This is a genomic window from Paracoccus spongiarum (assembly GCF_030732095.1).
Lineage (GTDB): Bacteria > Pseudomonadota > Alphaproteobacteria > Rhodobacterales > Rhodobacteraceae > Paracoccus > Paracoccus spongiarum.
This window is the reverse complement of sequence record NZ_JAVAMQ010000019.1, coordinates 1-14738: the sequence shown is the minus strand read 5'-3', so window position 1 is coordinate 14738 and position 14738 is coordinate 1. Positions and strand designations below refer to the sequence as shown.

Sequence of the window (14738 nt, the reverse complement as noted above, 5' to 3'; positions counted from 1 at the left end):
TTGGGGACATTTTGAAGCCGCTCATGCCTCCCGCAGAAGAAGATTGATAACTGAGCCTCCCGTGACGCAAGCACTAATCATGGCAGTGGTGCACCCGAAGAAATCTCTCGCGGACATTTTTTCATTTCTGGCACCTCAGAGGGGCGGCACCGCACATCCTCATGTTTCCCGTGCGAGCCAGCCGACGCGGCCGATGATGAGTATCTCATCGGTCTTGCGCTGGTATCGAGGCCAACCCGTCCCGCGCGATCAAACCAACCTTCGACCCCGACCTATATGGCGAACGCCACAATGCTGAAGACCTCTTCCGGCGGATAAGGCGCTTCCGTCGCAGCGCCCTGCGTTTCAAGAAGACCATTCCAAGTTTAGTGGGCTTCGTCTTCCTCGTCTCCGCACTCGACTGGCTCAGGTGAATGCAGGCACGCCCTAGAAGTTCTCCCAATAATCAGGATCGTCCCTGTGCGCAAACTTTAGCGCCTCCATGAACCGCAGCATGGCAGGCACATAGCCTGGAATGCGCGGCTCACCCTCAGCATTCATGAAATGAGCTTCGACCATTTCCATTGCCTCAGGCCCAAGTTCGGGGTGAATATCGAGGAAGATGCAGGCTGGCCCGCCTTCAACCCAAACGGTATCCTCGTCGAAGCCTGCACAGAGCCTCCAGCCGATCTGCTTCGCATCCAGCCAGTCTGTGATTTCAGAAACATCGGTGTAGATATCCCTGAAGCCACCGGCCTCGTCGACGAGCGCAAGATAATACACGTCCCGATTGAGGCGCCGGGCAACCCCATCGATGGTCTCAATTTCTCCGGCCATTTGCCCCTCCACTGACATCGCGGTGAGTGATGCTCGCAATTTGGCGGTATCCCTGCACACGCTTCATCTGGTTAACTGTCTCGGAACAGATCTGGTCGACTTTCGATCAGCTCTGCCATGTGGTCAAACCGGTGTGACCCACCCTCGAAAACGACGACCGGCAGACGCCCTTTCACAAAATCAAGCGTTGCCCGCGAGTCGAGGATTTCATCACCGAGGTCGAGAACGATCGTGCCTTTCCCGTCCATACGAAAGCTGAGCGCATCATAGGCTTTCACGCAGGCCTCAGTCAGTTCAAACGGCTTTCCGACATGGGTGACGCCGTGGCCAATGTGGGCCTGCAAGGTCTTGCCCGGTGTGATCGCTGGGTTGATCGCGACGAACGGACAGCCGAACTCGGCACCCAGCCAAGCGGCAAAGAAGCCGCCAAGGCTTGTTCCAATGACAAGCCCCCGGGGGTGCAGCTTCAACCGTGAGGCATGGTTCTCGAAGACCTCTTGTGGGTGCGTCGTGTAGTCGACGGTTACGCCGTCAACCGGGCGCATCGAGGCAAGGGCGCGGATCTTGTCCTTGCTGGGGTCGAACTCTGAGCCCCATCCATGGCAGTACAGAATAATGCCGGATTCCTGCCCGCTTGACGTTCTCGATTGGCTTTTCATGTCCGGTCCCCGAGTGCAGATGACGCGTCTTCTCATAGGCCAACGTCAAAAACGGACGTGTTGAACGATCGATTGGGTGTCAACAAATCGACTCTTCGGTATGGTTGTCACGAGGCCGAGACTGATGAACAAATCCTGGGTGCTCAACTTGTTCCTGCAGCAAGGATCCGCAGGAATGATTGACCAGCCATTGGCTCGCAAGAACTCCACACCTGACTGACACGATCTCCGCTTTTATCCCTCTCACAAAGCCAGACCGTCCACAGGTCGCGTATGCCCGTCCATCACCGCTCGTGTGTGCGATGAGAGATCGTTGCAGTGCTGGATCTTTTCGGTTTTTTCGGAGCCATGATGGTCTGACCAGATCTGACGTATGCCCCTGCCATCCCTGTCACATAGACGGAGATGAGAATGAGCCACGAACAACGCCTTGCCCTTGAACTGATCGCCCGAATGGCCACTCGCTTCGGCCCGAAAAGCCGCATTGCCAAAGAGCTGCCCGGTTGGCTGGAATACTTGACTGAGGTGGACTGCCCCGAGCGTCCGCACACTCGGCCAAGCCAAGTCTGGTGGCAGAAGGTGCGCGACCTTGTCAGCCGCCTCGCGCCCACTGCGGGTGGAGGCGAGGGCGAGATTGTTCAGCGCAACGCCACCCTTCTCGGTGACCACCTCGGCTTGTCGCCAGTCGAAAGGTCCATGCTTGCCTTCGTGGCGTTCTACAAGATATTCGACGGGTTCGAGCATGTCGTCGACGGAGCTGTCGAAACGAAGGAGGTCACCATACCTCTTCTTCTGTCGTGGTTCTGTCAGGCACCCGAGCCCGAGATCCGGGCGGCCATGCGCACAAATGGCCGGTTGGTTCGTTCCGGGCTGGTGCAGCGCAACCGCGGCCGACGGCATGACCGCATGCCCTTTGTCCTGTCCGAGAGGCTGACCTTCGCGCTCCTCGCGGAGGTGGACAGCATTGCCGAACTGATCGCGCTGCTGTTTCCCGTTGCGCCTGCACCGGACGCGGAATGGCAGGATTTCGAAGGACTGGGGCGGGATGCGGATCTTCTCCGCGGCCTTCTGTCCCGCGCGCTCGCGGACCGAGAAGCGGGCATCAACGTCTTGCTCTTCGGCCCGCCGGGCACCGGTAAGACCGAGTTTGCCAAGGTCCTTGCCGCCGAGATTGGAGCCGTGCTGCGCGCTGTGGGGGAAACGGACGATGAGGGTGGAGAGCCGTCGCGTCATGAGCGACTGGCGGAACTGAGCGTGGCGTCCCGAATGTTGGGGCAAAGATCGGATACGCTGCTATTGTTCGACGAAATGGAAGATCTCTTCGGGACGCGGGGGTCCTTCTTCGGTCGTGAAATGCCGTCGAAGGTCCATTTCAACAGGATGCTGGAAACGAACCCGATCCCGGTCATCTGGACCACCAACTCCGTTGATGCCTGTGATCCTGCCTTCCTGCGCAGAATGAGCTATTCAGTTCTCATGCGACCACCATCGGGCCGGGTCCGGTCACGGATATGGCAGCGGCTGGAGGCCCGGCATGCCGCAGGCATCCCGGAGACAATTCTGCCCGCGCTGGCAGAAAGGCACGATCAGGCGCCAGCGCTCGTTTCGGACGCGATGCGGGTGGCGCGGCTGTGCGGTGGTGGGCACGCAGTCGTTTCCCAAATGCTTGATGCGGCCACACGTCTGGCAAAGGGTGGGGTGGACAGTCCGCCGCGTCATCACGCGGAAATATCCTGGCGACAGGACCTTGCGCGTGCTGACTCCGATCTGGCTCGCCTTGAGGCCCGGCTGGCGGCCCCGGGCGCGACCCGTCGGGTCAGTTTCTGTCTGGAAGGCCCTGCAGGGACCGGCAAAAGCGCCTGGGCACGGCATCTGGCGGGGGTCATCGGCATGCCGGTAATCGAAAAGCGCGCGTCGGACCTGTTGTCGAAATGGGTCGGCGAGAGCGAGCAGAACATCGCGCGCGCCTTCTCCGAAGCGCGGGCTGGTCATGCCATGCTGATTCTTGACGAGGCAGACAGCCTGCTTGCCGACCGGCGCGGCGCGGAACGCAGCTGGGAAGTCTCTCAGGTGAACGAAATGCTCACCTGGATGGAAAGCCACCCGCTGCCTTTTGTCTGCACCACCAACTTCGCCGAAAAACTTGACCCGGCAACGCAGCGCCGGTTCACCTTCCGTATTCGGTTTGATTTTCTGTCTGCCGACCAACTCCCGCTTGCCTGGACTGCTCATTTCCCTTGTCCGCCACCGCCCGGGCTGTCCGCTCTCGAACGGCTGGCTCCTGGAGATTTCTCTAACGTGGCCCGCAGGATGCGAGCACTTGGGGAGGCTGATCCGCGAGAGATCTTGCGTGAACTGACGCGCGAGGCAGCCTCAAAGCTGGGGGCAGGGCGTCCGATCGGCTTTGGCCGTTGACGGCCCGATGGGTCGCCGCAAAGGTGTCGGTGTGTTGTCCGGAGGATCCATGCGTTACGCCCGTCAGGAAGATCTGCAGAAACTGGCGCTGCGGATGCAGGGATCGGCCGAAGGTATATCGCTTGCTGATATCGAACGAGATTTCGGCGTATCCCGGCGCACGGCAGAACGCATGCGCGATGCCGTGCGCAATGCCTACCCCCAGATCGAAGAACTGTCCGGCGAAAGCGGCCGCAAGTACTGGCGATTTCCACCCGGATCATTGGGCCGGATGGTGGAGCCAACGCTTGATGAACTGACCGCCGGGCATCGTGCCGCCGCGATTGCCCGGCGCGAGGGAGATGAAGCCACGGCTGATGCGCTTGAGCACCTGTTGACCAAGGTGCAGGCCATGTTCCGTGAGGATAGGCGCCGAATGATTGCCGCCGACCTGGAGGCACAATTGATGGCAGACGGCGTGGCCTTTCGTCCCGGACCACGCGAGAAGATTGCTCCTGAAATTCTCTCGGCCCTCCGTGAGGCGATCCTTGCAGGAGTGATGATCTCTGCAGACCACCGCGCCCGAAGTTCCTCCAAGCTTTCTCGCAACGCCAGGCTTGGGCCGATTGCGATGCTCTTCGGTCAAGGGCGCCAATACTTGCTTGCCTGGAGCGAGTATCAGGACGATCTCCGTCTGTTTGCTCTCGCTGGCTTCGAACGGGTTTCGCTGGAAGCCGACATCTATGCGCGCCCCGATGGTTTCGACCTACAGGAATGGCTCTCCGAAAGCTTTGGTGTCTGGCGCGAAGAACCGCAGGACGTGGAATGGCGGTTCCTGCCAATAGTGGCGGATGAGGCTGCCGGGTATCTGTTTCATCCAAAACAGCAGACTGCGCGGCTGGAAGACGGATCTCTGATCGTCCGGTTCCGTGCGGGGGGACGACAGGAAATGGAATGGTATCTGGCGAGGTGGGGGGACCAGGTTGAGGCGCGGTTCCAGACCAATTCGCATTGTGCCGCTGGCGATACGACCGGAACTGACGCAGGTGATCCATAGTGTCGGGTGAACTCCACCGAAGAGGAACACCATTTGATTCGTGACAGCAGTACCCACCCACTTCGCATCGACAGTCTGCCGATCGGAAACGGCCATCTCGGCCTCACTCTTTGTCCGGGCAAGAAGGGCGAAAGCGTCTTTGGCGGGGCATGGGACCGCGATCTGGAGGCCGATATGGACGTCATCAAAGGCTGGGGGGCGAAAGCTGTCGTCAGTCTGATTGAGGACCATGAGTTCGATCTGCTGTCGGTGTCGGGGCTTGGCGATGCCGCAAAGGCACGAGACATGGACTGGCATCACTTTCCGATCCGAGATCTGGATGTGCCGACGCCGAAGGCCATGGAGCTATGGCGCCACCTCTCGCCGAGGCTCCATCGAACTCTGGAACGCGGTGGCCGTGTGCTGGTCCATTGCCGTGGCGGGTTGGGGCGCGCAGGAACGGTTGCCGCACTTCTGCATGTCGAGCGGGGTAAGTCAGCGAACGAAGCCAAGGCTATTATCCGGGCCGCGCGACCAGGGGCGATCGAGACCACAGCACAGGAACGGTTCGTGGCAACTCATGGAAGTCACGGAGGGCTGCGGTCAATCCAGCTTCACGCCTGTCTTCTCGGTGGTGCCATTGGCGACAGTCTCGGTGCTGAGATCGAATTCCTCTCTCTTGCCGAAATCCGCCGTCGCTACCCCGACGGCATCAAGGACCTGCCTCCGCACATGGGGCTGCGCGGTGCAATAACAGACGACACTCAGATGACCCTGTTTACGGCCGAAGGGGTCTTACGCGCGATGATCCGCAGCGCGCTCAAGGGCATCTGCCATCCGCCATCGGTGATCCATCACGCGCTGTTGCGATGGTACAAGACGCAGGGCGGCAAACCGACGATTCAGACGGATGAAGTGGGTCTGATCCTGGATCCACGTCTCTGGTCTTGCCGCGCTCCGGGCAATACTTGCCTGTCTTCGCTGAAGGCGAGCGGGCGTTTCGGGGATGTTGCTCAGAACAACAGCAAGGGATGCGGCACAATCATGCGCGTTGCGCCAATCGCCTTGATGGTTCCAAGGGATCAGGTGCGCCAGATGGCGATCGACACATCAGCGCTGACGCATGGTCACGTCACGGGTCAGCTTGCTGCCGCAGCGTGGGCAGAAATGCTTGCGGATGTGGCCGCGGGCGTTGATCTGAAGGAGTGTGCAGCGAAGACAGTGAATTTCTATTCGAGGCTCGAAGGGGGCTTGGAAACAGCACGGGCAATTCAGGCAGCACTTGAGGCCCTTCGAGACGGATCAGCTGGAACAGTCGAGTCCCTTGGTGGCGGTTGGACGGCAGAAGAGGCGTTGTCGATTGCACTCTACGCCTGCCTTGCAGGCAACTCCTTCGAAGAGTCTCTCGTGATTGCGGTTACCCACGGCGGTGACAGTGACTCGACAGCTGCGATTGCCGGCAACATGCTGGGTCTGCTCGACCCAGTTTCCGTACTTCGACACAGGTGGGCAGAGGTTGTCGAAGGTGGAGATATCATTTCGCGGCTGGTTCGTGATTTCGGGCGCCTTTCTTCTGACATCGATTCAGCCGAGGAGTTGGCTGAGTTCTACCCTGGAGCATGAATGACGGACATATCGGCTCGGTCACAAGATTGCCCAAGAATCCCGGCAAGTCATTGAATCAAGGCTGACCGTCCATCGACTGATCCTCACTCTTTCTGTCTGCAGGCAAATGATGTTCTATCCTTTTCTCGTCGCTGATCCGCGTTCTGGCCTGCACTATCGCCTTTCCGATTCAGCGCTCGCGGAGCTTTCACTGGCCCCAAGAGCGCCGGAATGGGCTCCCGGGCGCGCGATTGCGGACGTGCCCGATCCCGTCTGGCAGGACAGCCTTGCCAATGCGCCGGTCGAAACGATTTCCGCCGTCACCGCGGCTTTGGAGGATCTGGTGCTGGCGACACCCGATTTGCGCGTGCCTGTCGCGAGGGTGGTGGCAGACAGTCGTGCCAGGCGCCATCTGGATGCGCTGATCGGCCTTTGGGGTCGTTTGGGCGATGCACTGCCTGAGGGGCTTGCCCCGGTACGCCATGTCCTGGAGCTGCCGCATGGGCAGTTTCTTGATCCGGTTCCGGTGGTGCAAGGCTCCCTCGATCCGCATGCGCCAGCTGCTGTGGCAGCGCTTTATTCGCGGCTGGAACGGGAATTCGGCAGCGTGGCTTCTCCGGCCCAAGCGCGTGCAGCCATGTCTGGAACCCGGCTTCATGCCTTGCAGGCGGGAATTGCCACAGCGAAGGTCGCGGCCGGTGCCAAGGATGACAGCTTGGCCATTTACGGCCTTCGCGATCTTGCGACCTGTGCTGATTTTGCGGCCGCCCGGGCCCGAGCATTGATCGAGGCCGGTATCCCGGCACGCGAAATCGCAGTCCTGACGGGTGGCGATCCACATCAGATCGCGCGAGCCTTCGCCGCTCAGGGCGTCCCGCTCTCCGGCCTTCCCGCCAGCCTGCCCGAGCGCGATATCGTCGGTGAGACAACTCTCCATCTTGTGCTTGCCAAGCGGCCTCCGACTCCTGCGATGGTGTTGGCTAGCCTCGCGCTGTCGCCCCTGATGCCGTGGTCTGCACAGACCGGCCGTGATCTGGCGGAAAGCCTGATGGGCGGCGATTTCCGGGGCGAGGTCCTGTCTCCGACCCCCGCGCACAAGGAACTCTGGACGGACATTCGCGCGGCGGCGGGTAGCCTCGCGCAGTTGCGGTTCCTGATTGACCGCATCTGCGACCAGATCGCTCAAGGCGCAGAAGTCCGCGCCCGCCTGCCAATCCCTCCTGGCGAGGGTAGCCCGGACTGGGAGGCGATCCTTCGCGGCATCCAGATCGCGCCGCCTTCGGCTGGCGACCCAGAACATAACCTTGAAGGGGTTAGCCTTTGGTCAGCGCAGGAAAGCCCATGGCGCCCCTGTCGACACCTGATCGTGACGGACTTTACCGACGGATTGTACCCCACGCGCCCCCGTGCAAATCTGCTGTTCCTGGACAGCGAGATTGCGCGCATTCGCGACGCCACTGGCCTGCACCTGCGCGGCAGGGCCGAACGGCTGGCACAGGCACTGTCCCTGTTCGATCAGCAGCTGCAGGCTGTTTCCGACTCTGTCACCTTCTTGATCCCATGGCGGGATCTGTCAGGCGCACGGCTTCAGCCGTCGGCAGGTCTGTCGCTGGTTGCGCGAGTTGTCTCGGATGTCGAGGATGCATCAGACCTGATCGCAGACTTGTCGCGCATGCCGCCCGGAGATTGGCCGGTGGCGCATCACCGCCTGCCTCCGCTTCAGGAGCCTCCGGAATTGCCTGAGGCCCTTCATTTTGTCGGTCGTGACCTGTTGGCTTTGCGTCGCAAGGATGACGGAACGACAAAGCCGCAATCGCCCTCGCGGCTGGAAACGCTTCTGGTCAGCCCTCTTGCCTGGCTGCTGGCCGAGGTCGAGGCCAATGACATGTCATGGTCCGCCGAGGAACTGGACGTCATGGCGAAGGGCAACATCGCGCATGATGTGTTCGAGCATGTGTTCCTGAAGGATCAACCCATTCCCGACCATGCTGCTCTCACGGACGCGGTGACCGCCGCCTACGACCGCGCGCTGACCCGCCATGCCGGTTTTCTGCGGACCGCGTCCTGGGACATGGAACGCCAGGGATTGGAGCGCGAAATCCTTCAGGCTGCGCTGCGTTGGCGCAATCATTTGCTTGCGCTTGGAGCAAAGATTGTAGGGAACGAGATTTGGTTGTCGGGCGAAGCGCATGGCATCAACCTGCATGGCAAGGCGGACGCGATCCTTGAATTGCCGGACGGAGCCCTTCTGATTGTTGACCACAAGAAAAGTGGCACCTCAGGCCGCCGTAAGCAGATGGAGGCGGGCTGGGACCTGCAGGCGGCGCTATATCGCGACATGATCGCCCGTCCGATCCGACGAGAGGGCGACGGCATGGACGCCTTGATCGGTCGATCCGTCGGTATTGCATATCATTTGATGAATGACGGTGGTCTGCTGACGTCTGGGCTGGTGCTGCCAGAAGGATCTCCGGCGCAAGATATGGGCGATGCGATCAACGCGGCAGCGGTCGGGCGGCTGGCGGAACGGCTCGCGGAGCTGGGTGCAGGGCGCGTGGTTCTGAACACAACGGCTGACGAGGGTTTCTTCAAGAAAGAGGCAGGGTTTACCCCCTATGCGCTGACGGACGGCTCTGCCCTTGTCACCGCCTTCATCCGCACGATTGAGGACACGGAAGCATGAGCCAGAACCCGTCGGATTTCGGTCTGGTCATCGTGCCTGCTGGTTCGGGTGCGGGGAAGACCCATCGCATCAAGACCCAGCTCTCTGACTGGGTCAAACGCAAGGTTGTGCGGCCTGAACGTATCCTTGCCGTGACCTTTACCGAAGCGGCGGCCGGCGAATTGCGCGAACGCATTCGGGCGGGTCTTCTGGTGGATGGTCTGGTCGAGGAGGCCATGGCGGTCGAGCGGGCCTATGTCTCGACCATCCACGGTTTGGGCCTGCGGATTTTGACAGAACATGCCCTTGCGGCAGGCGCCTCCCTGCAACCGCGCCATCTGGTCGATGCCGAGCGCGATCTGCTGATCCGGCAGGCACTGGCCCATGCTCGAGCGCTCGACCCGATCAAAGCTGCGCCCGAGCGGTTCGGCTATCAAGCCAACTGGCAAAAGGGAGAGACGGTCGAAGACGCCTTGCGCGCCCGCGTGCTGGCTATGATCGACCTCTTGCGTGGGTTGGGCGATACGGGTCGCGATCCAAGCCTGATCGCCTCGGCACTGGCGCGGCTTGATCGGGTCTATGGCGTCACACTCGCTGACCCAGTTGCAGCGCGCGATGCGTTGCTGGCGGCAGTCTTGGCCATGCTTGCAGCCTTTCCTGACGGCGGCATGGCCACCGTGACGGCCAAGGGGCCGCGCGAGACCTTGGAAAAGAACCTTTCACTGTTTCGCCGCATTGAGCGGGACCCCGCGCTTCTGGATCATGACTGGAGCGTCTGGCAATCGCTGCGCGGCCTCTTCGTCTCGAATAGCCGCACAAAGACGCCTGAAGCCTATGATGATCTGGCGACTGCAATCATGCAGGCCGCCGATGTTCTGCCCACACATCCCGGTCCTCTGACGGATGCAAAACTGCACCTGTCGTGCCTGATCGCCTGTGCTCAAGAGGTGATGGGAGCCTACGAGACCCGTAAGAAGGCGCTTGGCCTGATCGACTTTGCCGACATGATCGCTGGAGCGGAACGCCTGCTGCGCACTGATCCGGCCGTGCGGCAGGCTGTGCTGGACGAAATCGATTGCGTCATCATCGATGAATTCCAGGATACGAACCCGGTTCAGTTCGCTCTGCTCTGGCAGTTGGGCGCGCGTGCGCCGCGCACATTGCTGGTGGGCGATGTGAAGCAGTCGATCATGGGGTTTCAGGGTGCAGATCCGCGCTTGTCGCAAGCGCTGGCGGAGGCAAACCCGGACGCCACACAGCCACTTGATCGCAACTGGCGCTCGACGCCTGCCGTCATGCAGTTCGTCAACGCCCTTGGGGCAGGACTATTCGGCGCGCGTTACAACCCGCTTGCCCCGACCCGTGATCCAGTACCCGGTCCTGCGCTTGAGGTGCTGCAGACGGTGAAAGGGCGGGGAGTGAGAAACTCCTCCAAGCCCCAGGAGCATGTGGCAGAACGGATTACGCGCATCCTGACCAGTGGCGAGACTATCACCGATCGGCAAACAGGTGCAATGCGTGCTGCGCGCCCATCGGATATCGCGCTATTGATCTGTCGCCACACCACGGCCGGACGCTACGCCGAAGAACTTCGTGTTCGCGGCGTTCCAGTTCGCATCGCCGAAGACGGCTGGGCGGCAAATCCATTGGTGCAGGCGGCGCGTGCGGCGCTCAGCTATGCCGCCAATCCGGCCGATGCCCATGCCGGGCTGTTGCTGCGCACGCTTGGCCCAGATCCGCTTTCCCTGCAGGATGCGATCGCCGCGCAGATCGACGGGCGGCTGGCGGATGATCCAGTGCTGATGAGACTTGCGGCCCTGTCTGACCGACTATCGCGTCTGCCAGTGGGTGTCACGCTGGACCTTGTGCTTGACGCAACGGGCATGCGCCGCTGGGCGGCGCGCCAGCCTGATGCGGCCCAGGCGCGTGCCGACCTTTTGCGCCTGGAGGCAGAGGCCAGCGATTTCGAATCCGCGCATCGCGACCTGAAGGCGGCGTCCGGTTTCCATGGCGAGACGGTCAAGGTGTTCCTCGGCTGGCTCGATGCCCGCGGGGGTGATCGCGATGCCGACCGTAGACCGGACCCTTCGGCAGACAGTGCCGAGGCAGTTGAAATCGTGACCTGGCATGCGTCCAAGGGGCGGGAATGGCCAATTACCGTGGTCGCAGAGTTCGACCACGGCATCGAGGAATGGCCCGGTACCACGGCCACCCGGTTCGACGCGCTGGGCAAGATCGACGACATGGCTGTTGTGCTGGCCTCCGCCGCACTGATCCACACGCCAGGATTTGCCGCGCCGGAAGCGGAGCGACGTTTCATCGAAGACCGTCGCGTGGATTTCGAGGCAAATGCCAAGAACCTGCTTTATGTGGCGCTGACGCGTGCGCGGGACCGGCTGGTCCTGGAATGGCCAAGCTTCCTGAAGGCACGCAACGAGGAAGCGCCCGAAGCCAACAGCCTGTTCCACGTGCTGGAGGACAGTTGCGCTCCGATGATTGCAGGCGGGATGCTGCGGATTGGTGGGATTGATTGCCCCGCGGTGATCACGCAGTTACCCGAACATGCTGGCGCCACCGACTATGCACCAGGTTCAGGTGGCGATGTGCCCCTCTTTGGCGGCGATGCGCCGATGCCGCCCACATCGTTGACACCATGGCGATTGCAGCCTTCGCAGGCCAGAACGGCCGATGCCGCGCCGGACAGCCGGGGCGTGATCCTCGGCGCACGATGGCCACAGACGGTCAGCGACGTGACGCGTGGATCCGCGCTGCACCTTGCCATGCGAACATTCCTGACGCGGCCCGATCTGGCGACAAGCTTGCCCAGCGCCACTGGGCTGGATGAGGCGACCCTCAAGTTGGTGGCAGAACGGGCAAACGAACTGAAGGCGTGGCTCACGGACCAGGGCTACACCGAGCTTCACTGTGAGATCCCGGTTTTGGGACGCAGCGCTGAGGGTGCTGAAATCCCGGGAACCATCGACCTCTTGGCCGTCGGGCCACAGGGTTGCCTGCTGATTGACCACAAAACCGGCGGCGCTGGCGTGGGATTTGGCCCCTACTGGCCGCAACTCTTCGCATATTCCGGATTGGCAGATAGTGTGCTTCGTGGACACAGAGTGCGGGGAGTTGGCCTCCACTGGATGGATCACGGTCGGATGGACCTTGTGGAACTTCCCGTGACGGTCGGGGTGGAATGAAGGTGCCAATGATTGGGAGTGCAGGCGATCATGCCCATTGTGACCAGACAAGGGATCGTCACTGTTTTCGGGGAAGAAAACCGATAAATGCGGAAAGCTTACGCAATCGGAAAAATTCAGGCAGCTTGTCCTATTCAATGCTGCCTGACCTGCACATTTATTAACCCTATGGGGGCGTGATGGACGTACAAAAGTTAAAAGACTTGGTGGATGGAACTGGTTCTGAGCACCTTGCAACCGTTTCAAGAAACATGAAGGTATTCTGCCCGTTTGAAGCGGTCGGAATGGCTCGGCAGGAAATCAGGCACTCGAATTTCCTGGCATATATTCTTGATCCGAACAGACCGCACGAATTCGGAACCCTGCTGCTTGAGGCCTTCATCGCGATCTTCACCGATGAGGTGATTTCTGAAACGCGCCTGCATCGCGCAAGAATTTATCGGGAGCTGTACAATGTTGACCTCATGGTCGAGATCCCGCCTGAAAATGGCGGCAAGGGCCTGGTCATCGCCGTTGAGATCAAGATCGATGCCGGAGAGCGCCGCGAACAGCTCAGGGACTATCAGCTCCGGGTGAAGACAGCCTGGCGGAACAGCGAAGTGAAATTCGGATTCCTGACGGTCGACGGACGTGAAGGCACGACAAGTGCAGACAAGACCTGGCAGCCAATCTGTTGGACAGGTCTAATTGACGCTCTTGATCGCGCTTTGGAGAGCGATGGCCGCTCGGCGATCGGGTATCAAATGTATGCCGCCTACGTTAGCATGATGAGGAGACACGGTATGGCTGACAAGAATTCCAATACGCTGTTGGATGACGCAGTATTCACGCTGTGGTCCAAACATCGGGAGGCCTTGGATTATCTTTTTGAAAATCGTCCGGACCCCATCAGCGATCTCATGCGCAAGATCTCGAAGAATATGGGCGAGATGGCGGAACTTCTGAGTTCATCTCTCGGTATTCCAGTGAAGCCGGCATCGAGTACACGCTCATACCTGCGTTTCTCCTTTCCAGAACTCGAAGCTCGTTACGGAGATCTTCGCAAGGGCAGCAAGAAATGGGCTGGAGAAACCGCTTCAATTATTCTACTGGAAATCTATCGAAATGGTGATGGTATCTCGGCATCGATAGTAGTGGGCCCTGCAGATGGTGCGCCCGAATTCAGGAAGCGGTTGATAGGAGCGATGAACCGAAATGACGGAGGAAGCCGTCGAGCTGGGGCTTCTGGATGGTCGCATAATTGGCAGACTACTTTGGGGGAAGCTGCCCTGACTGAAGCAGGGATTCCCGTGGGGAACTGGATGCTTCACTTTGCCAATCAGATAGCCGAATCCCTGCGCAGCGTAATGGATCGCGAGCTTCCTGCCCTGCTGGATCAGGCGATCTCGTAAATGCTTGCTACCCTACGCAAGGAGATCGTGACACGGGCTGATCCAAGAGAACGTCGGGTGGAAGTCCGTCTGCTTGCCGCGCGACTTGGCAGACGCAGAACCTGTCGAAAGCGGTCAACCGCGCGAGGTTCAACGTGCTCGAACGGGTATCGAGAGCGCGCTCTCGATACCCGTTCGAGTAGGTCGAGCGTTCGACACTGCGTTCATGCCGGCCAGCGCCGATGATGCCTTCCACATAGGTCTCCATGATCAGTTCCAGCACGGCTTCGGCAATGCCCCGCAGGAAGTCGCCGCCCTGATCGTGCTCGGCCAGAAGCTCGGACAGGTACATGTTCGCCTTGGTCATTGGGGTCTCCGTAGGGTCCGTAGTTGAAGTCGCCAAACTCCAACTCGGACATACACCTCGATGGTCACTAGGGATCACACCGCCAGCGGCAATGAAATTACACCAGCTCCGCGGACGCTAACTGATGTTGCTGCCCATAATGTTCGCGTGCGCCCGCTTGGAACGATACTCGCGCTTGCACCATTGGATGGAGGCGCCGGCCCTGCCGCCAGACCCGGAGCAGATCCTCGGCGCCATCAGAGCCAGGGCCGAGGTCGGCAGTCAACTGGCGTCAGCTTCCTCATAATGCAAGCGCCCCCCGGGGTTCGCGCGGGCGTTAAACTCCTATCGGACATGACCCTCCAGCACCCTCTGCATGATTGCGGTCTCGACCGTCAGCCCCGGACTGCCGTTCCACCTCCTCCATGATCTGTGTCGCTATCAGCCCGGCCATCCGCATCGACTATTCCGCCCTTCCCGAGGGCTTCGAACTGAGCCGCCCGGACGCCATCGCCGAGGTCATCGAGTAGGCGCTGCGCGAGAGCGGGATCCCTGCCGAGGCATCCGACGTCCTGTAGCACCTGAAGATCGAACTGCCCATTGTCCAGCTGGGTGCCGCCAGCCGCACGCTGGCCGAGATGCGGCTGATC

The 14738-nt window shown here is 60.6% G+C and carries 9 protein-coding genes; 6 read left to right on the top strand and 3 right to left on the bottom strand.

The features are described from left to right. Positions 1–426: 426 nt before the first annotated feature. Positions 427–816 carry a hypothetical protein gene (locus Q5Y72_RS16030; protein ID WP_305964436.1) on the bottom strand — a complete coding sequence of 130 codons (390 nt, stop codon included), beginning with the start codon at positions 814–816 and terminating at the stop codon, positions 427–429. 71 nt (positions 817–887) lie between these two features. After that, on the bottom strand, positions 888–1475 hold the full coding sequence (locus Q5Y72_RS16025; RefSeq protein ID WP_295015102.1) for a YqiA/YcfP family alpha/beta fold hydrolase: 588 nt from the start codon (positions 1473–1475) through the stop codon (positions 888–890). Between the two features lie 411 nt (positions 1476–1886). Here Q5Y72_RS16025 and Q5Y72_RS16020 point away from each other — a divergent pair, with 411 nt between their 5' ends. The 6 genes from Q5Y72_RS16020 (at position 1887) to Q5Y72_RS15995 (ending at position 13763) form a co-directional block, all read left to right on the top strand. Then, positions 1887–3890: an AAA family ATPase gene (locus tag Q5Y72_RS16020; protein WP_305964435.1), complete on the top strand. Its 2004-nt coding sequence runs from the start codon at positions 1887–1889 to the stop codon at positions 3888–3890. Positions 3891–3897: 7 nt separating this feature from the next. Then, on the top strand, positions 3898–4926 hold the full coding sequence (locus Q5Y72_RS16015) for a helix-turn-helix transcriptional regulator (protein WP_305964434.1): 1029 nt from the start codon (positions 3898–3900) through the stop codon (positions 4924–4926). 6 nt (positions 4927–4932) lie between these two features. Continuing rightward, positions 4933–6528 carry an ADP-ribosylglycohydrolase family protein gene (locus Q5Y72_RS16010; RefSeq protein ID WP_305964433.1) on the top strand — a complete coding sequence of 532 codons (1596 nt, stop codon included), beginning with the start codon at positions 4933–4935 and terminating at the stop codon, positions 6526–6528. A 112-nt stretch (positions 6529–6640) separates the two neighbouring features. Continuing rightward, positions 6641–9193 (top strand): PD-(D/E)XK nuclease family protein, encoded by a 2553-nt coding sequence (locus Q5Y72_RS16005; RefSeq protein WP_305964432.1) that lies wholly within the window; start codon positions 6641–6643, stop codon positions 9191–9193. Beyond that, positions 9190–12372, top strand: a complete 3183-nt coding sequence (locus tag Q5Y72_RS16000) for a UvrD-helicase domain-containing protein (RefSeq protein ID WP_305964431.1) — start codon at positions 9190–9192, stop codon at positions 12370–12372. The genes Q5Y72_RS16005 and Q5Y72_RS16000 overlap by 4 nt, the downstream gene beginning before the upstream one ends. A 179-nt stretch (positions 12373–12551) precedes the next feature. Then, positions 12552–13763 carry a PD-(D/E)XK nuclease family protein gene (locus Q5Y72_RS15995; protein WP_305964430.1) on the top strand — a complete coding sequence of 404 codons (1212 nt, stop codon included), beginning with the start codon at positions 12552–12554 and terminating at the stop codon, positions 13761–13763. Positions 13764–13770: 7 nt separating this feature from the next. On the opposite strand, the gene Q5Y72_RS15990 is transcribed toward Q5Y72_RS15995, so the two are convergent. Further along, the gene (locus Q5Y72_RS15990) at positions 13771–14109 is read right to left on the bottom strand and encodes a transposase (protein ID WP_371930852.1); all 339 of its coding nucleotides are present in this window, start codon (positions 14107–14109) and stop codon (positions 13771–13773) included. Positions 14110–14738: the final 629 nt, after the last annotated feature.

What these genes read in the sequence shown, in the direction of transcription:
- Q5Y72_RS16030 (WP_305964436.1), bottom strand. Translation starts at nt 816, where the DNA reads ATGGCCGGAGAAATTGAGACCATCGATGGGGTTGCCCGGCGCCTCAAT.
- Q5Y72_RS16025 (WP_295015102.1), bottom strand. Translation starts at nt 1,475, where the DNA reads ATGAAAAGCCAATCGAGAACGTCAAGCGGGCAGGAATCCGGCATTATT.
- Q5Y72_RS16020 (WP_305964435.1), top strand. Translation starts at nt 1,887, where the DNA reads ATGAGCCACGAACAACGCCTTGCCCTTGAACTGATCGCCCGAATGGCC.
- Q5Y72_RS16015 (WP_305964434.1), top strand. Translation starts at nt 3,898, where the DNA reads ATGGGTCGCCGCAAAGGTGTCGGTGTGTTGTCCGGAGGATCCATGCGT.
- Q5Y72_RS16005 (WP_305964432.1), top strand. Translation starts at nt 6,641, where the DNA reads ATGTTCTATCCTTTTCTCGTCGCTGATCCGCGTTCTGGCCTGCACTAT.
- Q5Y72_RS16000 (WP_305964431.1), top strand. Translation starts at nt 9,190, where the DNA reads ATGAGCCAGAACCCGTCGGATTTCGGTCTGGTCATCGTGCCTGCTGGT.
- Q5Y72_RS15995 (WP_305964430.1), top strand. Translation starts at nt 12,552, where the DNA reads ATGGACGTACAAAAGTTAAAAGACTTGGTGGATGGAACTGGTTCTGAG.
- Q5Y72_RS15990 (WP_371930852.1), bottom strand. Translation starts at nt 14,109, where the DNA reads ATGACCAAGGCGAACATGTACCTGTCCGAGCTTCTGGCCGAGCACGAT.